Genomic DNA, 19,531 nt, shown 5'->3' with positions numbered 1-19,531 from the left:
TCCCTTTTTTATAGTTTGAATTTATTTTACTTTTACGTACACCACATCAAATTGAGTTCCTTCAATTTTAGTATTCACTTTCAGAAGGTTGTCCTGAGTGGCTACAATTTTATTATTGAAGACATCTCCTATCTGTGCAGGATTATTTTTATCTGATTTTTCCATCACGATTACCTTGTAATTGCAGTCATCCACAAAAACCAGTGTCGATTTGATGTAATCTTTTCCATTATTCAAATATTCAGTCTGAATATTATCCTTAATGGTCATATGCCATATTTCTTCCGGATAATTGGGTCTTACAAATTTTCCTTCTTTTATATTGCCGCATTTAGGCGGATTATCCGGCTTTTTCTGTCCTGTTGCCTGAGCATCTACCTGAATAGCTGCTGTCAGCAAAATTCCAGCTGAAAATATTTTTAATAAATTCATTTTTATATCTGTGTTCTATTGTTTACTTTTTTATTTCCTCCTGCGAAAACCATCATCAAAGCACCTGAGAACTCTACCGCCCATCCCCATTTCAGCTTAACAATTCCTGCAAAGGTTTCCTGCCAAGATTTGAATGGTAAAAAGCTAAAGTATTGAAGCGACTGCATTTTCACTGCAACTAAGGTAAATCCGAATAAAAGGATAAGCAGAATACCAAAAAATCTAACGACCCCGGTACTGTTATTTACAATTCCAAAAACTGCACAAGCAGAAAAATCCAGCACATAATAGCCAGATAATGATCAAGCTTCCAATAGTTCCAGTTTCCGATGACAGGCACATGTACCAAGGGTAAAAAGCTGCCTACGATGACTAAAATTAATCCTAATAACTGAATATTTTTCATATTTACTAAAGTGCCAAAATACAAAAAAAAACACACTTTTAAACAGTGTGTTTTAAAAATAGAAGTTTAGCACCCGAACACTTGTTAGACATAAAAAATATTTGATATTTTTAATTATTATGTAAAGAAAAAATGAATTTATTATTAAATTTTAAATTACCATTTGCTATTCTTATTCCTATCTGAAGACCATATTTTTTGTTCAGTGAAGCATTATTATTAAAAGCAGAAGTAAAGTACTTATGAACAAGCAGATTTACTCCGCATAATCACCTTAAAATAAAAAAATTGCATTTTTTCAAAATGCAATTTAATATCTTAATACAATGTAAGTTTCAATTAATGTTTTACGGATGAAACATCTTCCGGATTGTGCTTGTGTTTAAATAAAACAGCAAAGAATATCGCCAGTACTAACGCATAGATTGCGAAAGAAAGCCATATCTGATGCCAGTCTTTTACCATCACTACAGAAGATAGTGTACCATCTGAATTAACAGCAGCATTGAAGCTGTTCTTCAAAATTTCAAGGAAAGTAGGATTATCAGGGCTGGTTTCAAGATAAGCAGACAGATCTGCAGCGGTTGAAAACTTATGGGTAAAGAATTTGTCGATGGCCCATCCTGCAATATAACTTCCGAAAACAGCCCCGAAACCGTTCGTCATCATCATGAATAATCCCTGAGCTGAAGAACGTATTTTTTTATCAGTAGTTGTTTCTACGAAAAGTGAACCGGAGATATTAAAGAAATCGAAGGCCATTCCGTATACAATACAGGAAAGAATAATCAACGAAAGCCCGAATCCGTCCGGAACTCCATAAGCAAAGAATCCAAACCTTAGAACCCATGCGAGCATTGACATCAACATCACTTTTTTAATTCCAAATTTCTTCAGGAAGAAAGGAATTGCAAGAATAAACAATGTTTCTGAAACCTGTGAAATAGACATAATGATGGTAGATCTCTGTACTACGAATGAATCTGCATATTTGGGGAAATGGGCAAATTCACTTAAGAAAACATCTCCATAGGCATTGGTAAGCTGAAGTGCTGCTCCCAAAAGCATGGAAAACATAAAGAACAATGCCATTTTATAGTTTCCGAAAAGCTTAAAGGCATTCAAACCTAATTGCTCGGATAACGGTGAATTTTTATCAATCAGTTTTTGCGGCGGACATTTTGGTAATGTAAGTGCATAGATTCCTAAGAACATTGCTACGGCTCCTCCGATATAAAACTGTCCTTCTGTAGCTTTATTTCCACTAAGGTTGGTGATCCACATGGCAACAATAAAACCAATAGTTCCCCATACACGAATCGGCGGGAAGTCTTTCACTACATCCAGATTGTTATTTTTCAGGATTGTATAAGAAATTGAATTGGCCAGTGCGATGGTAGGCATGTAGAAACACATTGCCACAAGCATTACCGAGAAAAAAGAATTAGGATCTGCAGAATGAGGTAGTATGAAAAGAATAACCCCATAAAGGATGTGGAGTACTGAAAATATACGTTCCGCATTTACCCAGCGGTCAGCAATAATTCCAGTAATGGTTGGCATAAAGATGGACGCAATTCCCATTGTTCCGAAGACAGCTCCAAACTGAGTTCCGTCCCAATGTTTTGTGCCAAACCAAAAGTTTGCCATCGTAATCAGCCATGCTCCCCAAACAAAAAACTGGAGGAAACTGAGGATGGTCAGTCGTAATTTTAAATTCATAGTTTATATAAAAAGTATCTCTTTAGTCAATTTTCTTTTTCCTCCTCTTGATTTCTTCCTGAATCTCAAGGGCAGTATCATAGTCTTCTTCTTTCACAGCTTCATCCAATAGTTTCTGAAGCTCCTCCATAGAAAGAGATTTTAGATTATCTTCTGTCTGTACAGTTTCTGAGAAAGACTGGTCTTCTTTTGAAACATCTTCCAGCTCCAGTAAAATTCCGGCTTCATTTAATACCTGCTGGGTTGTAAATATCGGTGCATCAAATCTTACAGCCATTGCAACAGCATCAGAAGTTCTGGCATCAAGAATCAGTTCTTCTTCAGTCACTTTATTTTTAAAGTTAATATTGGAGAAGAATACTCCGTCTACAATCTGGTAGATAATGACAGAAACCAATTCATAATTGGCAGAAACTATAAATTTTGTGAATAAATCATGGGTAAGAGGACGCGGCGGATGAATATCTTTTTCCAATCCTAGAGAGATAGACTGGGCTTCGAAGTTTCCTATAACAACAGGTAATTTTATGTGTGTTTCTTCATGCTCCAGTAACAATGCGTACGCGCCTGATTGGGTCTGGCTGTACGATATTCCGCGAATAATTAGCTGTTTATAATCCATAGCTACAAATATAGATTAATTTTTTGTTGTGTTTTCACTTTTTACGCAAAAATAAAAGCCCGGAAAGCCGAGCTTTTATTTGTATTGTTGATGATTGTCAAACGTCAATAGTGAATTTTGCTTCGCAAGTGAATTATTTAATTAAAAATTGACGAGCAAAGGGAATTAACTATTCACAATTCACTCTCTTATCCTTTAATTGCTTTAATTTTCTCTGTTAATGCAGGAATAATCTGAAAGCATCTCCTACTACTCCATAATCAGCAGATTTGAAGAATGGTGCTTCAGGATCACTGTTGATTACTACGATCGTTTTTGAAGAGTTAACCCCTGCAAGGTGCTGGATTGCTCCGGAAATCCCTACAGCAATGTAAAGATTTGGTGAAATCGCTTTACCTGTTTGTCCTACGTGCTCTGTGTGAGGTCTCCATCCGATATCAGACACAGGCTTTGAACATGCTGTAGCAGCTCCTAAAACGTTTGCTAAATCTTCGATCATTCCCCAGTTTTCAGGACCTTTCATCCCTCTACCGGCAGAAACAACGATTTCAGCTTCTTTAAGGTCTAATTTACCTGAACTCTGCTCGTGAGAAATTACTTTTGTATCTTCATTCGCTACAGATAAGTTTTTCACTTCTTCTGAACCTGATACTGCATTTTCTTTAACACCGAAAGCATTTTGAGAAACCGTAACGATTACTCCGTTTCCTTCAGCTTTAGCATGCATGAAACCTTTTCCGGAGAATGCTCTTCTTTTTACCTGGAAAGGAGAAAGGCTTTCAGGAGCTTCCAATGCGTTAGTGATTAAAGAATAGTTTTTCATCACAGCAAGCATAGGAGCAACAGAAGAAGCATCAGTAGTGTGAGGGAAAACGATGATATTTCCGTCTGCCACTTCGCTTACCGCTTGTGCAAATGCTTTTGCTGAGAAGTTCTTAAGACCTTCGTCTTTGATATTGATTACGTTTGACGCTCCATATTTGTATAATAAATCTGAAGAGTCAGTGGGGTTTACAGAGATTGTTGTAACGCTATCTCCTGCCTTATCAGCGATAGCTTTAGCATAAGAAACTGCTTCGAAAGCCGCTTTTTTGTAAACTCCGTTTATATTTTCTGCGTATACGAATACTGCCATTGTTTTACATTTAAAAATTTAAAGATTGAAAATTTAAAGATTAGATTACTTTAGCTTCTTCGTGAAGTAATCTTACCAACTCATCCAGATTGTCAGGAGAAACCATTTTCACAGCTGCTCTTGGCGGAACACTGTCATAAGATACACCCTGCACTTTTACTTCTGAAGAAGAAGGCTCTACTACCTGCAATGGTTTTGTTCTTGCAGACATAATTCCTCTCATATTCGGGATGATAAGATCTTTCTCATCTACCAACCCTTTCTGACCTGCAATAACTGCCGGTAATTTCACTGAAATAGTTTCTTTTCCACCTTCAATTTCTCTTACTGCAGTAGCTTCGCTTCCGTTTACGTCTAATCCTACTGATGCATTTACAAAAGGCTGGTTTAATAACTGAGCTACCATTCCCGGAACAGAACCTCCGTTATAATCGATAGATTCTTTTCCGCAAAGGATAAGATCATATCCTCCGTTTTGAGCTACTGCAGCAATTTCTTTTGCTGTAGAATAACTGTCTTTCGGATCTAGATTTACTCTTACTGCATCATTAGCACCAATAGCCAGAGCTTTTCTGATGACAGGTTCTGTAGCAGCATCCCCTACGTTGATTACTGTTACTGTTGCTCCCTGAGATTCCTGAAGTTTAACCGCTTTTGTCAATGCAAATTCATCTAGAGGGTTGATCACCCATTGAATTCCGTTTTTGTCGAAAGCAGATTTATCTGCTGTAAAGTTAATTTTAGAAGTAGTATCCGGAACACTACTGATACAAACTAATATTTTCATATGTTGCTTATTGTTTTTATTGTCATATGTCACCTTACGGTTTCATGCGTACTATTTTATTTTCCCTTTGGTGCATTAATCCATGACGATTTTTGCAGAGATTCTGTTTGAATTAATTTTGCTAATATAAGCAAAAAATATATTATGCATGCATAATATATATTGATTTGCTATTCAGAGCATTAAAATTAACAAAACGCCCTATTTCAGGGCGTTTACAGATTATTAAAATAATGATTGGCCTTATTTTTTAATGAACTTTTTAGAAAATTTGCTTCCCTTAATTTCCATGCTGATGATATAAATTCCGGGAGTCAAATTTCTGATATCTATTTTATCATGATCAAAATGCATCTCCTTTTTCTTCCTGCAATATCAACAATTTCAATTTTAGTGACAGGGGATTCAGATTGTATATGAATAAAATCAGCTGCAGGATTCGGATAGACTGAAACATTGGGTTCTTCCGCCACAGCCTCTCTGGTTACCAATGTCACATTATTTGTTGCGGTTACCATATAGTCATCAAAAGAAGTGATATGTGCTACGGTATTCCCTACACCAGCTACTGATACAAAATCCAGCTCAAAAGGATCTACACCCGCCGCTGCCGGAACATGCGTGGATGCAGGCCCGTAAGTAACACCTCCAGGCGTTGTCCACGTAACTGCTCCTGTAGTTTTATTAAATGTACAGTTCAGAGTAATCCAGGTATTAGGTGGATAGGAATAGGCAGGTGGCTCCAGATAAAAAAGATAGTTGCCTGTTACTCCATTTGATATTTTAGTGTAATATGCAATTCCTACAATTCTCTGTGTATCATACTCGTATCCTGCACCAAGCAGCGTTTTATGAGTGGTCCCGTCATATATTAAAACAGTCCCTCTTCCTACACCTCCTGTGGGACTTCCTGTGTAAAGACTAAAGCTCAGTTTAAGAATATCATTTCCAGAGGTTCTTGCCGCCCAGGCTGCTCCCAGCCCGTTCTTCCATATAAATTTTGTTGCTGATGCACCCGCACTTCCGGTAAGCTGCAGAGATTTTCCGTGTGAAGCATCTACATTCACAATCTGTGCATCTGAATTTGAACCTCCGGGAAAATCTGTATAAAACCCTCCTTGTCCTGGAACAGATGCAGTGATATCCGTTCCGACATTTCCGATGGTATAAGCATTAAAACTGTCACTTTCCAGTGTCTGGGCGTTCAATGTTTGAAATAGAATCAACAAGAATGCATTAATTGATAGAAAATTTTTCATATACTATTTTTAATTCAGATTCAAACTTACTTCAGTTTACAAATGAAATCAATACCAATTATTAGGTAGATTTACCGATAAAGACACCGTATTCCTGAAGATTACGACTAATCAGACATCCTGAAAGCTGCGTACGAATAAAAATAGTATTGATTAATACATTAGAGGTTAATTTGATAATTTAAAAGCATTTATTACAGAGATACTTCAGCGCTATCATTACAAAGGTTTTGTTGCCCTGAATTCTATTTTACTTGGCAAAACCCGTGGATTCATCTTCAGAATATCCAATACGAGATTCCCCATATCTTCAGGCTGAATCTTCCAGCAGTCCTTTTCCGAAGGAACGTTTCCATTGAAGTGAGTGGCTACAGAGCCCGGCATAATCACAGTAGATTTAATATTATATTTTTTTAGATCAATCATGGCGGCCTGTGTGAAACCTACTACCCCGAATTTTGAAGCGTTGTACCCTGTTCCGTTTTCAAAGAAATTGGCACCTGCGAGACTGGAAATGGTGATATAATAACCTTCTGTTTTTTTAAGTTCTTCAACAGAGGCTTTAAGGTGTAAAAAACACCTGTAAGGTTGGTCTCTATCATATCGTTCCATTCTTCTGCGGTAAGTTCATCTACTGGCTTAAAAATCCCCAATCCTGCATTCGCCACTACATAATCCAGTCTTCCGAACTTTTCAATCGTATATTTTACCGCTTCCTGTTCACTTTCCAGGTTTCTTACATCAGAAACAATTCCTAATACGTTTTGTGAATACTGTCTGAGTTCTTCTTCCGCCTTCATCACATCCTCTCTTTTTCTTCCTGAAAATGCGACAGAGATGCCGTTTTCAAGCAAAATTTTCGCAATCCCGAAACCTATTCCTTTGGTTCCTCCTGTTATATAAGCGGTTTTATTTTCTGGCATATGATTAAAATTTTAATTCTCTAAAATAACAAAAACGCCCCAATCGGAACGTTTTGCTGATGCTAATTTATCAGGAATTATTTTTTGATGAACTTCTCTGTAAAATTTCTTCCGTCTGTTTCCACATTGAGTAAATAAGTCCCGGAAGACAGATTTTTCACATATACCTGATCACCACTTACAGTTGCATCCATTCTTTTTCCTGACAGGTCATATACTTCAATATGCCTTATTTTTTGAGAAGTTGTGATCTTTATAACCTCAGTAGCCGGGTTTGGATAAACAGATAATTTCACCTCATTTTTAACCGGATCTTTTGTAGATAAAGTTGCTTGATTATTGATTTTAATGTTATCAATATAGGCAGAACCCAATGCATTATTATGCACAAAACGAAGCTGATTTATAGGCAAAGAACTTGCTGGCGGGCCTGTATAAATCAACAGATCATTAAGGTAATATCTGACATCCGTAGCGGTCCCTACTACTTTAATCCGATACCAGATATTAGGCAGCCAGGTTGAAGGTACAGGAATCAGGTTCTGTATGCCTGATACCGTATTCAGGAGCTTTACCAATCCTGTTTTTTCGAAATCCAGCCTCACAACAAACTGGTCATCCATATCATTTACTCCCTGAAAACCAAAATCAGAGCCGTTAAGCTGTGACATATTAATGTCGAATGATACAGAAAAATTGTTGCAGGCAAGAGGCGCCGGCAAGTTATAAAACCCTCCGATAATGGGTGCACTCTGGGTCCCGTAAGTATTTTCCTTAACAATTTTCAGGAGCTGCTGCCATCGCTTGCTTTATCCAGGCTGACGGTCTGATGGGTTACATTTTGAGGAACCCCTCCAGTGGGAGTACTGATCCATCCTGCCTGGCCGTTAATATCTCCAGTACTGAATCCCTCAGTAGACTCAAAGGATATGGACTGCTGTGCAAAAATGCAAACTGACGATATTAAAAATGCAATTGAGTAGTATTTTTTCATAGTAATTCAAGTTTTGTATTAAAAATATAAACTTTCCATGAATAGTGAAATAACTTATTGCAAATAAAAAATAACGCTTTTATTATCAGGGAATTTAATTTTTCAGCCCTTTAAAAACAGCCTTCCAAATGTATTTTATGATAGAAAATAAAACAAAAAAATAAGGTATCTCTTCTCAGAAATACCTTATCATATCTTGTTTTTGTTTAATTATTTTGAATAATTCTCAAAAAATAACGGAATACTTTCAATTCCTTTATAGAAGTTGAATAGTCCATAATGTTCGTTTGGAGAATGAATGGCGTCAGAATCCAATCCGAATCCCATAAGTACAGACTTAGCGCCTAAAACCTGTTCGAACATCGCTGTAATCGGAATACTTCCTCCTCCTCTGTATGGAAGTACTTCTTTTCCAAAAGCAGATTCCATGGCCTGCTTTGCTGCAGCAAATTCTTTGGTATTCGTTGGTAAAACATATGGCATCCCTCCGTGGTGAGGGGTCACTTTAACTTTTACTGTATCCGGAGCGATTTTTTCAAAATATTTCGTGAATTTTTCTGTGATTTCCTGTGGAGTCTGGTAAGGAACCAAACGCATTGAAATTTTAGCAAAAGCTTTTGAAGGAATTACCGTTTTTGCACCTTCTCCTGTATAACCACCCCAGATTCCGTTGCAGTCTAAGGTAGGACGGATAGATGTTCTTTCTAAAGTTGTGTATCCTTTTTCTCCTTCAATATTGCTTAATCCAATTGATTTTTTGAATTCTTCCGGATTGTCCTTCAGTTTATTCATTTCAGCTCTCTCTGCATCTGAAACCGTTTCTACATTGTCGTAGAATCCGTCAATGGTGATATGACCGTTTTCATCAATCAGATTAGCAATCATTCTTGAAAGAACGTGGATAGGGTTTGGAACCGCTCCTCCGTAAAGCCCTGAGTGTAAATCTCTGTTCGGACCTTCCACTTCTACTTCTACGTAGCTTAATCCTCTTAATCCTGTTGTAACAGTCGGTTGTTCGTTACTGTAAATATGTGTATCGGAAATTAAGATACAATCGCAGGCTAATTTTTCTTTATTTTCATTTACCCAGTCGCCTAAACTTACGGATCCTACTTCTTCCTCTCCTTCCAAGATAAATTTAACGTTGCAAGGAAGAGCATTGGTTTTCATCATGGCTTCAAAAGCTTTCAGGTGCATGAAAAACTGCCCTTTGTCGTCTGCAGCGCCTCTGGCAAAGATTGCTCCTTCAGGGTGTAATTCCGTTTTCTCAATATAAGGCTCAAAAGGTGGTTTGTTCCATAATTCCAACGGATCTGCCGGCTGAACATCATAATGTCCGTATACCAGTACTGTTGGTAAATTTTTATCTAAAATTTTCTCTCCGAAAACAATTGGATATCCTTTGGTCTGGCAAACTTCAACATGATCAGCTCCTGCATTTTTAAGGTGTTCTGCCACTACGTCTGCACATTTCAAAACGTCATCTTTATACGCGGGATCTGCAGAAATAGAAGGAATTCTCAATAACTCAAATAATTCATCCACGAAACGCTGCTTGTTTTCGTTAATGTAATTTAATGTCTCTTGCATTGTAAAAATTTATTTTGTTAAAATTAAAAAAAATGGCCGGCAGGGACAAACAAAAAGGCAGGATTTTCCCAACGTCATGCTAATGAGCCCTATAGCACTCTTTTTAATAAAAAATGCCCTGCAGAAACAGGGCAATTATATATTTTGTACTTGTAATTAGTGTTCAGCTTTTGGAGCTTTTTCAGCTTCAGCAGGTTTTGCAGCCGCAGTACTGTCTGTTTTCGGAGCAGCAGCTTCCGGTTGTGCAGGAGTTTCTTCTTTGTGCTCTGCAGCAGCTTCATGCCCGTGAGCTCCACCCTGAGGATCATCAGAATATCTTTCTACTCCTTCTTCAAGTTTCAAAGCACCTCTGTTTCCTCCTTGCGGAACTTTTTTACAGCTTACCGCCACCGTTGCAATCGCCAAACATATCACTAATTTTTTCATATGTAAAATTATTTTTTAAAGGTAATATGAAACCGCACTATTTTCAGTCTGTATAATCTTCCAAACAGCAAGCGATCTCATGCTTAAATTTTTGATTGCCCAAAAGTAAGAAATCCTGCTTTTTTCGGCAACATTTTTATACTGATTTTAATATAATTTTTCCTTTTTTGGATTGTGTAAAAATAAGATACCGGTCTCCTCCGTCTTTTAAGCCATATTTCTTTTTGATTTCTTCGGGTTTTAAAGGGTAATTTTTTGAAATAATATTAAACTGATCTTTTTTCTTAATACTTTTAGAATCAATTATTACCATTTCAAAAATTCTTCCCGGAAAGTTTTCTATTTTTTCACCGGAAGTATAGAGATGGCTATTCGGGTGAAGCTTTTTTAATCCGAATTTCTGTGAAACCAAATTAAAAATTCCCGCTTTCAAAACAGCATTATTGGGGATATAAATGTATTTTTCAGGCTCAGAGTATTCAGCTTGTGCAGTTTCTTCTTCCCCAAACGTGTAAGTAAAAGCAGATTCATTGTTATCAAGGTTTACACAATTGCAGAGAATCTTGCCCGTATTTTTGTTGGATAAAAATACAACTACTTCTTTCACATCGTTTTTCAGGGCAATAATATCAATTCTTACAATACCCGGCAGCACTGAAACAAGGTATTTAAGATCAATGAGCGGAGAAAGTTTAATGACTACCAGATTGGAAAAAGACTGTAATTTTCCCTGAATTTCAAGAATATCAGGCGACAGATCTTCCAAAAGGAAAACTTTGTTTTTATTCTGGTCTCTTCTCGCCGGATCAAGATAAATAACATCAAAATGTTCCTGATTTTCGTTTAGGAAATCCTCAAGTTTGCTGTTGATAAATTTTGCCTGACGTCCTAAAATCTTCCAGTTATGTTCAACAATCTCAATAAGTTCTGTATTCTGCTCTATTAAAGTAATATCATCAAAGTTTTGAGACAGGTAGTAAGCATCAATACCAAAGCCGCTTGTCAGATCAATGAATTTATTTCCTTGTAAAGTTTCCGATTTGTAAAGGGCTGTTTTTTCTGATGATGACTGCTCAAGGTTAAGCTGCGGCGGAAAAATGATCCCTTCTTTCAACAGAAAAGGAAATTTTCTCTCTGCAACCTGTTTTCCTTTGATCTGCTGAGCAATTTCATGCATGGATACTTCCGGAAACGGGGATTTTTTCAGCAGTAATGTGTGTAAATCTGTATTCAGATTTGCATTGATGTAGTTTTGGATTTCTTTGTTTAGTAATTTGTTTCCCACAGATTTCACAAATTGCACAGATTATTATGCTTATTAAATGTTTCCGTTTATTTTTCGAATAATACTTTTATCAATATAATCAGTATTGAAATTAACCAGTATTCCTAATTTCAGGTTGGTCAATTTCAAATAGGTTAAGGGCTGTTTGTGATGAACATTAATTATTTCAGGAATTGATTTTATTTCGATAATAACTTTATCCTCCACAATTATATCTGCAATAAAGCTTGAATCAATAAAACTCCTTTAAACGTAATGGGTACTGGGACTTGGGTTTTAACGCTTAAACCGTTATTTTTCAATTCAAGTGCCAAAACTTTCTCGTAAACTTTTTCCAATAAACCTGGTCCCAGTTCACTATATACAGAAAAAATAGATTTTCTGATGTAAAAACGTATCTCATTCTCATTCATTTGTGTTATAATTTAGTTTCTACAGTTTACCTGTAAAATCTGTGTCATCTGAGAAATCTGCGGGAACAATACAGTTTATTCAAACATTTCAGCCCAGCGAACCGCTTTTATTTCTTTTTCGTTGTATAGATCAGCAACAGACTTTTTAACGTCTAATTTAGGGTATAGATTTACTCCGATCAGCTTTATTTTTCCTTCTTCAATCCACTGCTGTTCTTCAATCGCATGATCGTAGATCTTTTTCTGAACAACTCCCTGTTTTAATAACTCAAGATATCCCCCGCTTCTTCCATTTCAACGAACAAAGCCCATGCTTTTTCAGCAAACTGACGGGTAATATCTTCAACATAATAACTTCCGTTAGATGCGTCTTCAAATACATTGATGATACTTTCGTAGGCCAGAACAATCTGTTGCTTGAAGGAAATTTCTTCCGAGTTATCTGTACTTCTGTCAACAAGGTAATTGTTGGAAAAAACGGCATCAGCTCCTCCAATCATGGCTGAAGCAAGTTCCAGTGTAGACCGAATCAGATTGTTTTCATTGTCTGAAATGGCTTTATTTCGCAGTGAAGTCTCTGCGAAGATGTAAGGAACTTCATCCAGTCCGTATTCTTTGGAAAGCTGGTTAAAGACTATTTTAAAAGCTCTCAGCTTTGCCATTTCAAAGAAATAGTTTCCTCCTACCGCTATTCTGAAAATAAGTTTGTTTACAATTTCAGCACCGTATGCCTCTATCAATTCTTTGGTTTTGGCAAGGGCAATACCAAGCTGCTGATAAATCGCCGCTCCTGCATTCTGGTGGAGTGATATATCTACACAGATGTTTCTTTTAAAACCTTTTGCCAGCAATTCTTTTGCCAGCTGATCATCAATACTTCCTTCTTTTTCATTAAAAACATCGATCAGCGAAAAATACTGATCTTCTTCTTTAGGACTGATATGCCCTGCAAGATCTTTATTATTCACAAAAAGAGTCTTCTGATCCAGATTTTCTACGTTCTGGTCCAGCATAAATGCAAATACTTCCTCTTCCAGACTTTCATGGTATCTTGCTACCAGATGGGTACTTTCTTCAACTCTGGGCAGGTTTGCCAAAGGCTTCTGCACTTCTGTATAAAAAGGCTTCACCTCTATTCCTTCCAGATTCTGTTTCTCTAAAACAGGATAAATATCCTCTGTTTTAAGCTGTTTTCTGACTAAATTTTCCCAGTTTGAAAGTATATCTGTATTTGACATTAGTTTTTTATTTGTGAATTGTCAATAGTGAATTTTGCTTGGCAAGTGAATTTTTGAAATTAAATATATTTCACATTGAAATTCTATTCAACTTTATTATTTCTTAGTGGCTTTTGTACTGTCTACCACCAAAATGAAGATTTCTTCATTCGGTTTTTTCATAAAATAATTTTCTCTTGCATATTTTTCTTTCTCTGATTTGTTATTCATCAGTTTTTTATAAAAAGCATCATTTTTCTCGTACTCTTTTTTATAATAGTCCAGCTGCTCTTCATATTTATGAATCTCACCATTCAGTTCGTTAATAACAAGAAATGAGGTTTTGTCGAAAAAATCATCCATACCAAAAACAGACAGATCGTAATGGTATACTTGTTCAAAACATATTTCTGAATAAGTTTGAATGTTTCAGATTTCGGCTGAATGTCTTTGATAAGGTTGTTTTCTTCCATTTTTTTAATGTTTTTTCAACGAGTTTTTAATAACAGTAGTTAAAAAATCTATCGCTACGGAATTCTGCTTCATATTGGGGATAATAAGATCGGCCTCATTTTTAGACGGCTCAATGAATTCCTGGTGCATGGGTTTCAAAGTGGTCTGATAACGGTGCAGCACCTCACTTAGATCTCTTCCCCTTTCCTGGGTATCCCTTCTGATCCTCCTGATTAATCTTTCGTCAGAATCAGCATGAACGAATACCTTCAGATCAAATTCTTTCAGTAATTCTTTGTTGGTAAGAACAAGAATTCCTTCTACTACCAATACGTTTTTAGGTTCTACAGTGACATGATCTCCTGTTCTGGAATGAGTAACAAAGCTGTAAATCGGCTGTTCAATCGGCTCGTTGTTTTTTAAAGCTTTTACATGTTTTATCAGTAAGTCAAAGTCTATTGATTTTGGATGGTCATAATTTAAAGCCTCTCTTTCCGTCAATGTAAGACCCTGGTTGTCGTGATAATAATTATCCTGAGAGAGGATATTCATTCCCTCAATATCAAGCTGCTGAAGTATTTTGTCAACAACTGTAGTTTTGCCGGATCCTGTACCACCGGCAATTCCTATTACAAGCATTGTTTTTTTGTTTCTTTATAGTTGGTGCAAATATACTATTTTAGATAAAATGTGACAATGTAAGTGTGTTGAGAAATTAAAAGATTAAAGCTTTTAAAGATTAAAATATTTTCAGGAAACCGGCCAGTCTTTATGATTTATTGTTATTACTCAAATTTACTCTCTGGATTTCATAAAAAAATCCGGTAAATTTTATTACCGGACTTTATTTTTATACGATTTCGCTTGTTAATTCGCGCGAAATTAATTTTTCATGCATAGGTTTCAATACATCCATTGAACCTGTTTTTACGGTACATTTACCCTTGTAGTGAACAAGAATTGTACATTGCTCAGCCTGCTCCAGGGTATGTTTGCATATTTCGATCAGGCAGTCAATTACATAATCAAAGGTATGAATATCGTCATTGTGCAGTACCAGCTTATAAACGTCATCCGTATCATCCAGAACAAGGACTTCTTCTTCATACTGACGTTTTGGGTTTTCGTAATCTTTTATACTGTTATAAAAATTCATTGTTACGGTTTTGTTTTAAACTTCTCCGATTTTGTCTGCCAAGTTATCTACAGTGCTGGGCTCTTCATACACCAGCTCTACCAGCTCAACACTTTTATTATTCATCTTCAGAATTTTAAAATGGTAGTTAGCCAGGTCAAACTCCTGATTTTCTTCAGGAATCTCTTCCAGTTCGTAAAGAATAAATCCTGCTAATGAATTATATTCACTTTCTTCAGAAAGCGGCAGCTTTTTAGGTAAGAACTCATTGATTTCGTCCAAAGGCTGGGTAGCCTGTACCCAATAGGTATTCTCAGCAATTTTATCAACGATTTTTTCCTCATCATCTTCTTCGTCCTGAATTTCCCTACCAGCTCTTCAAGAATATCTTCCAGGGTAATAATCCCCTCTGTTCCTCCGAATTCATCAATAACAATGGCAATATGCTGTTTTTTAAGCTGAAAGGTCTTCAGTAAATCTGAAACTTTTTTGCTTTCCACCACAAAGAAGGCATCCCTCATGAGATCTTTAAGGTCTTCATGATCAAGGTCTCCTTTTCTTTTTACATATTCCCTTATAATTTCCTTGGTATAGAAAATCCCGATCACATTGTCAATTGAATCAATATATACAGGAATACGGGAATATCCGCTGTCCATAATCTTGTTGATAATCTCATTGATATCTTCTTCAAAGTCTATGGAAGTAATATTCTGTCTCGGCACCATGATCTGCTTGGCAGAATGGTCTGTAAAATCAAATGCATTTTTGATGATCTCATAGTTTTCCTCTTCAATCTCGCCGCTATCCGCACTCTGTTTTACCAGAAGCTGGAGTTCTTCCGTAGAGTGGATCTCCTGTTCGGAAGCCGGATGGATTTTGATTAATCTCAGGAAGCCATTTGACATCGAGTTCATCAACCAGATAAACGGTTTAAAGATCAGGTAGAAAACTCTCAATGGAACTGCTGTTGCCATGGTCGTTGCTTCAGATTTTCTGATCGCAATTGATTTTGGAATAAGCTCACCAAACACAATGTGCATGATGGTGATTAATACGAAACTGATCACCAGTGATACCGAAGTAATGGAAGCCTGGCTCATTTCCATATTAAGGGAATGGAAAATATTTTCAACAATATGATGCAGGGCACTTTCTCCTACCCAACCCAGGGCTAGGGATGCCAATGTAATTCCTAATTGTGTAGCGGAAAGATATTCATCAAGATGCTTGATGATATGTTCTGCCTGCTTAGCCATAGAATTTCCTTCTGCAGCTTTTAACTGAATTTGCGAATAACGAACTTTAACAATTGAAAATTCTGCGGCTACGAAGAAGCCATTTAGTAAAACAAGAAATAAGGCCAGCAAAAGCCTGACTATGTCCGAGTCCATTTAGAAGTTGTATAAATTTTATTAAGTACAAAGATATGTAAAATAAAAATAACCTGAATCCGGGATAGATTATTTCGATGAAGGAATTTTGAAAGATGAATTTGAAGTGATCTGGCCTGTTTTTCTCAATAAAAAAATAATTGAGGTATATTCTCATTATGACATCAATAAGGCATTTTTTGGACATTAAATGGCATTTTCAAGCTGTAAAATAAAAAAAGCACCGATCAGTTCGGTGCTTTAATTGTATGTTAAAATAATTCTTTACGAATTTTTCAAAGCTTCTGCTCCGGAAACAATTTCCAGGATTTCGTTGGTAATTGCTGCCTGTCTTGCTTTGTTGTAGAAGATCACAAGATCATTCTTTAAAGCCTGAGCATTATCTGTTGCTTTGTGCATTGCTGTCATTCTCGCTCCGTGCTCAGATGCTACTGAATCTAAGATCGCTTTGAAAACCTGAGTTTTGATAGACTTTGGAATCAAATTATCAAGGATTTCAGCTCTGTTAGGTTCAAAAATATAATCAGTTTCAACCTGTGGCTCTGTATTTTCAGGCATTGAGATCGGAAGAAGTTTTTCTGTGGTTACTTCCTGAGTAGCTGCATTAACGAATTTGTTATAGATAACATAAACTTCATCAAACTTTCCTTCTTTGAAGCTTGTCATTACTCCTTCAGTAATATGTGCAACTGTATCAAAGTTCAGATTATCATAAACAGAGCTTCCATTAGCATAAACCGAACGGTTTTTTCTTACAGCATCATATACTTTTTTACCTACCGGAAGAACTTCAATCTCATACTGAGCGTTGTTCTGGAACTGGATGTTAAGCTCCTTTACGATAGAAGAGTTAAAAGCTCCCGCAAGACCTCTGTTTGAAGTAACAGCGATGAAAAGTACTCTTTTAACCTCTCTTTTCTGAGCATATACAGAAACCTGGTCAGGATCAGAGCTAGAATTTACATTCTGGATAAGCTCCTGTAATTTTTCAGAATAAGGTCTTAGCATTACGATTGCGTCCTGTGCTTTTTTAAGTTTCGCTGCGGAAACCATTTTCATAGCACGTGTAATCTGCATCGTAGATGAAATTGACGTAATTCTGCCTCGTATTTCTTTTAAGTTTGCCATTAATTTGGGTTCAAAGTTTAAGGTCTAAAGTTTAAGGCTTAAAACGCTATATTTTAAACCTTAAACATTGAATTTTTTAGTTGTATTTAGAAGCTAAATCGTTAGCTGCCTGCTTAAGAACACCTGTAATATCGTTATCGATTTTTCCAGATTTGATAGCAGCCATTGTATCAGGGTGCTTAGATCTAAGGAACTCGATATACTCGTGCTGGAATTCTTTAATCTTGTTCAATGGAACGTTTCTCAATAAGTTCTCAGTACCAGCATAGATCATAGCAACCTGGCTGTCTACCGGAAGCGGTGAGTTTACCGGCTGCTTAAGAAGCTCCACGTTTCTTTCTCCCTTAGAGATTACTGCCAACGTAGAAGCATCAAGGTCAGAACCGAACTTAGCAAACGCTTCCAATTCTTTATACTGAGCCTGGTCAAGCTTCAACGTACCAGATACTTTTTTCATTGATTTGATCTGAGCATTACCTCCTACCCTTGATACAGAGATACCTACGTTAATTGCAGGACGAACCCCTGAGTTGAACAGATCAGACTCCAGGAAGATCTGTCCGTCTGTAATAGAGATTACGTTTGTAGGGATATATGCAGAAACGTCACCAGCCTGAGTTTCGATAATCGGAAGGGCTGTTAATGAACCACCACCTTTTACGATTGGCTTAAGAGACTCTGGCAAATCGTTCATTTGCTTAGCAATTTCGTCATCAGCGATTACTTTTGCAGCTCTTTCCAATAGTCTTGAGTGAAGGTAGAAAACGTCTCCAGGATAAGCTTCACGGCCCGGTGGTCTTCTTAATAGTAGAGAAAGCTCACGGTAAGCAACAGCCTGTTTAGATAAATCATCATAAACGATAAGCGCCGGTCTACCTGTATCTCTGAAGAATTCCCCGATAGCAGCACCTGCCATCGCAGAATATACCTGCATCGGAACCGGATCAGAAGCGTTAGCCGCAACGATTACAGTATATGCTAAAGCTCCTTTATCAGAAAGAGTTTTAACGATTTGTGCTACAGTAGAAGCTTTCTGACCGATAGCAACATATATACAATATACTGGTTTACCAGCATCAAAGAATTCTTTTTGGTTGATGATCGTATCGATCGCAACAGTAGTTTTACCTGTCTGTCTGTCACCGATGATAAGCTCTCTCTGTCCTCTTCCTACAGGGATCATAGAGTCGATTGCAACGATACCTGACTGTAAAGGCTCAGTTACCGGCTGTCTGAAGATAACTCCAGGAGCTTTTCTTTCCAATGGCATTTCGTATAAATCCCCAGTAATAGGACCTTTACCATCGATTGGGTTACCAAGAGTATCTACTACTCTTCCTAACATTCCTTCTCCTACTTTGATAGAAGAGATTCTGTTTGTTCTTCTTACTGTATCACCTTCTTTTACTAATTTACTTTCACCAAGTAGAGCAACACCTACGTTGTCTTCTTCAAGGTTAAGTACAATACCTTCTACATCACTAGAAAATTTCACCAACTCTCCGTATTGTACGTTTTCTAACCCGTATACACGAGCAATACCATCACCGATGGTTAAAACTGTACCTACTTCCTCAACGTTTGATTGAGTATCGAAGTTGGCCAATTGCTGTTTTAAGATCGCAGATACTTCTGCCGGATTTATTTCTGCCATTGTATGGTTGTTTTTCTTAATTTAATTGGAAATCTTTTTTAACTTGGTTCAGTTTTGTCTTCACAGACGCATCTACCTGCTGGTCACCTACTCTCAGAATATATCCTCCAAGAATTTCAGGCTTAACATTTACTTTCAGATCAAAGTTTGAATCAGCATTTACAAGATTTGTAGATCTTAAAATCTGGTCAAGGTTTTCTTTTGAAAGCGGAGTTGCTGTAGTAAGCGTTACTCTTTGTACACCACTAAGGTCTTCTACTTTGTTGATGAATTCCTGAGCGATATTTTTCAATTGGTTTTCACGTCCGTGTTTAATCACCAATCTGATCAGATTTTGAGAAGAAACAGATAAACCTTTGAATATTTCGTTTGCTACTTCTATTTTCTTTTAGAATCGATGTAAGGAGTAAGGAAAAACTTGTTTAAATCTTTAGATTCAGCCATTACCTTTACTACATCTTTCATTTCTGAAAATACAGTAGCCGTTTGCCCTGCTTCGTTGGTGAAGTCAAGTAAACCTTGTGCGTATCTTTTAGCTACTTTAGATGTAAGCATT

General features: G+C 36.8%; 17 protein-coding genes and 7 pseudogenes. All 24 read right to left on the bottom strand.

What is annotated here, in order from left to right; translation table 11 throughout:
• Nucleotides 1-21: 21 nt before the first annotated feature.
• Nucleotides 22-432, bottom strand: a complete 411-nt coding sequence (locus OWR28_RS10875; RefSeq protein WP_332386625.1) for a hypothetical protein — start codon at nucleotides 430-432, stop codon at nucleotides 22-24.
• 2 nt (nucleotides 433-434) lie between these two features.
• Complete coding sequence (locus OWR28_RS10870) at nucleotides 435-599, bottom strand: hypothetical protein (RefSeq protein ID WP_332386624.1); 165 nt, start codon at nucleotides 597-599, stop codon at nucleotides 435-437.
• 77 nt (nucleotides 600-676) lie between these two features.
• The gene (locus OWR28_RS10865; RefSeq protein ID WP_332386623.1) at nucleotides 677-838 is read right to left on the bottom strand and encodes a hypothetical protein; all 162 of its coding nucleotides are present in this window, start codon (nucleotides 836-838) and stop codon (nucleotides 677-679) included.
• Between the two features lie 339 nt (nucleotides 839-1,177).
• Nucleotides 1,178-2,560, bottom strand: coding sequence for a nucleoside permease (locus OWR28_RS10860; RefSeq protein WP_332386622.1), 1,383 nt, complete (start codon nucleotides 2,558-2,560; stop codon nucleotides 1,178-1,180).
• 22 nt (nucleotides 2,561-2,582) lie between these two features.
• Nucleotides 2,583-3,182 carry a bifunctional nuclease family protein gene (locus OWR28_RS10855; protein WP_332386621.1) on the bottom strand — a complete coding sequence of 200 codons (600 nt, stop codon included), beginning with the start codon at nucleotides 3,180-3,182 and terminating at the stop codon, nucleotides 2,583-2,585.
• 188 nt (nucleotides 3,183-3,370) lie between these two features.
• Nucleotides 3,371-4,317, bottom strand: a pseudogene (locus OWR28_RS10850) (electron transfer flavoprotein subunit alpha/FixB family protein).
• A 40-nt stretch (nucleotides 4,318-4,357) separates the two neighbouring features.
• Nucleotides 4,358-5,104, bottom strand: a complete 747-nt coding sequence (locus OWR28_RS10845; RefSeq protein ID WP_047429867.1) for an electron transfer flavoprotein subunit beta/FixA family protein — start codon at nucleotides 5,102-5,104, stop codon at nucleotides 4,358-4,360.
• A 243-nt stretch (nucleotides 5,105-5,347) separates the two neighbouring features.
• Nucleotides 5,348-5,458, bottom strand: coding sequence for a T9SS type A sorting domain-containing protein (locus OWR28_RS26955; RefSeq protein ID WP_494168450.1), 111 nt, complete (start codon nucleotides 5,456-5,458; stop codon nucleotides 5,348-5,350).
• Nucleotides 5,434-6,312 (bottom strand): T9SS type A sorting domain-containing protein, encoded by an 879-nt coding sequence (locus OWR28_RS10840; protein ID WP_332386620.1) that lies wholly within the window; start codon nucleotides 6,310-6,312, stop codon nucleotides 5,434-5,436. The genes OWR28_RS26955 and OWR28_RS10840 overlap by 25 nt, the downstream gene beginning before the upstream one ends.
• Nucleotides 6,313-6,582: 270 nt before the next feature.
• Nucleotides 6,583-7,286 (bottom strand): annotated as a pseudogene (locus tag OWR28_RS10835) (SDR family oxidoreductase).
• Nucleotides 7,287-7,363: 77 nt separating this feature from the next.
• Nucleotides 7,364-7,957, bottom strand: coding sequence for a T9SS type A sorting domain-containing protein (locus tag OWR28_RS10830; protein WP_332386619.1), 594 nt, complete (start codon nucleotides 7,955-7,957; stop codon nucleotides 7,364-7,366).
• A 113-nt stretch (nucleotides 7,958-8,070) separates the two neighbouring features.
• Nucleotides 8,071-8,280: a hypothetical protein gene (locus OWR28_RS10825; RefSeq protein WP_332386618.1), complete on the bottom strand. Its 210-nt coding sequence runs from the start codon at nucleotides 8,278-8,280 to the stop codon at nucleotides 8,071-8,073.
• A 210-nt stretch (nucleotides 8,281-8,490) separates the two neighbouring features.
• Nucleotides 8,491-9,870, bottom strand: a complete 1,380-nt coding sequence (locus tag OWR28_RS10820) for a dipeptidase (protein WP_332386617.1) — start codon at nucleotides 9,868-9,870, stop codon at nucleotides 8,491-8,493.
• Nucleotides 9,871-10,026: 156 nt separating this feature from the next.
• Nucleotides 10,027-10,296: a hypothetical protein gene (locus OWR28_RS10815; protein WP_232720057.1), complete on the bottom strand. Its 270-nt coding sequence runs from the start codon at nucleotides 10,294-10,296 to the stop codon at nucleotides 10,027-10,029.
• Between the two features lie 136 nt (nucleotides 10,297-10,432).
• Nucleotides 10,433-11,581 (bottom strand): class I SAM-dependent methyltransferase, encoded by a 1,149-nt coding sequence (locus tag OWR28_RS10810; RefSeq protein WP_332386616.1) that lies wholly within the window; start codon nucleotides 11,579-11,581, stop codon nucleotides 10,433-10,435.
• 33 nt (nucleotides 11,582-11,614) lie between these two features.
• Nucleotides 11,615-11,994, bottom strand: a pseudogene (locus OWR28_RS10805) (GxxExxY protein).
• 75 nt (nucleotides 11,995-12,069) lie between these two features.
• A pseudogene (locus OWR28_RS10800) lies at nucleotides 12,070-13,007 on the bottom strand (methylmalonyl-CoA mutase family protein).
• Nucleotides 13,008-13,328: 321 nt separating this feature from the next.
• Nucleotides 13,329-13,684 (bottom strand): annotated as a pseudogene (locus OWR28_RS10795) (FtsB family cell division protein).
• A 4-nt stretch (nucleotides 13,685-13,688) separates the two neighbouring features.
• Nucleotides 13,689-14,303: a uridine kinase gene (gene udk / locus OWR28_RS10790; protein ID WP_002979122.1), complete on the bottom strand. Its 615-nt coding sequence runs from the start codon at nucleotides 14,301-14,303 to the stop codon at nucleotides 13,689-13,691.
• A 211-nt stretch (nucleotides 14,304-14,514) separates the two neighbouring features.
• Complete coding sequence (locus OWR28_RS10785; protein WP_002979120.1) at nucleotides 14,515-14,820, bottom strand: ATP-dependent Clp protease adaptor ClpS; 306 nt, start codon at nucleotides 14,818-14,820, stop codon at nucleotides 14,515-14,517.
• 15 nt (nucleotides 14,821-14,835) lie between these two features.
• Nucleotides 14,836-16,193: pseudogene (locus tag OWR28_RS10780) on the bottom strand (hemolysin family protein).
• Nucleotides 16,194-16,457: 264 nt separating this feature from the next.
• Complete coding sequence (gene atpG / locus OWR28_RS10775; RefSeq protein WP_002979116.1) at nucleotides 16,458-17,321, bottom strand: ATP synthase F1 subunit gamma; 864 nt, start codon at nucleotides 17,319-17,321, stop codon at nucleotides 16,458-16,460.
• 76 nt (nucleotides 17,322-17,397) lie between these two features.
• On the bottom strand, nucleotides 17,398-18,975 hold the full coding sequence (atpA, locus tag OWR28_RS10770) for a F0F1 ATP synthase subunit alpha (protein WP_002979113.1): 1,578 nt from the start codon (nucleotides 18,973-18,975) through the stop codon (nucleotides 17,398-17,400).
• A gap of 16 nt (nucleotides 18,976-18,991) precedes the next feature.
• Nucleotides 18,992-19,530, bottom strand: a pseudogene (gene atpH / locus OWR28_RS10765) (ATP synthase F1 subunit delta).
• Between the last annotated feature and the right edge of the window lies 1 nt (nucleotide 19,531).

The sequence above is a fragment of the Chryseobacterium sp. 1B4 genome (assembly GCF_036631475.1).
Lineage (GTDB): Bacteria > Bacteroidota > Bacteroidia > Flavobacteriales > Weeksellaceae > Chryseobacterium.
The sequence above is the reverse complement of the archived record's forward strand: the minus strand, read 5'-3'. Positions and strand labels throughout refer to the sequence as shown.